1 pseudogene is annotated in these 955 nt (G+C 69.7%); it reads right to left on the bottom strand.

The window, feature by feature from the left end:
- Nucleotides 1-306, bottom strand: a pseudogene (locus tag AC08ON_RS16510) (hypothetical protein); the annotation flags it as partial.
- Between the last annotated feature and the right edge of the window lie 649 nt (nucleotides 307-955).

The following is a 955-nucleotide window of genomic DNA, read 5'->3' as shown; positions in this document are numbered from 1 at the left end:
GGTGACCTCGCCGTTGCGGGTCCACCAGGCTTTGCGCTGGGTGCGGCAGCGGTCACAGGAGTGGATGACGTGGTAGGCGCGGGCCTCACGGTCCCAGGTGGCGCTGTGGGGCTGCCAGCGGTGTCCCATGGTGCGGCATTCCACGAAGCTCACGGGCAGGTCGTGTGCCCAGGACTCGATGCTGCGACGGGGGGACTCCTCGGCCATCAGGGTGTTGGCCCCTTTCCGGGGAGACGGTGCGCGGGACGGGAACGACGAACGTAACGGTGGGAGAACGCCGACGGTCTCCTGGAGTGATCCTGCCATCCGGACCCGGTGTGGGTCTCTTCGGTGGGCATGCTGGCGCGCCCCCTGTGACCAGGGTGTATTGGCAATGGACGGCCTACTGTAGTGGGTACGGAGGCAGCGTTGTCGTGCACGCGATTCACGCTGCCGCCTGCTTCGCCGCAAGCATCGACACTTTCGGTGAACGGCCTGCCGTCGTGGGGCGCGCGGGACGGGGAGCCCGAGGCCGAGGTGGAGGCCGAGGTGGATGTGCACGGCTTCCAGCACGCTCACCCGGGCATGGCCGCCGATGGCGAGCACGACGGGCCGATGATCACCTTCTTGCCTGTGGGTGCCCCTGCGGTAGTGGCATGCAATCGTGGAAGAGTGCGGGGACATCGGCCCATGGGCGGTCACGGGGGTGCGAGCCGGACCGCGGTGCTGGTGTGCCAGGGGCGGGCCGTCGCGCACGGGCGCATCGCTGTCGACCGGTTCGACGATCCGACAGCGATGATGTTTCTGCGCGCCGACGAACGGGGCGTTGTCGAGTGGGTGCGCGGTGGTGTCCCGCCGCGGGGGTGGGGGCGCGGCTTGAGTTTGAGATGGTACGGGCCTGCGGGGAGGTGATGGTGCCGCGTACCGTCGCCATCGACGAGGCCCTCCGGGAGGCCGTCGGCGGGGCTGTCGGCGG

It is taken from the genome of Frankia sp. CoWAU3 (genome assembly GCF_977971855.1).
This window is presented reverse-complemented; position numbering and strand designations above follow the sequence as displayed.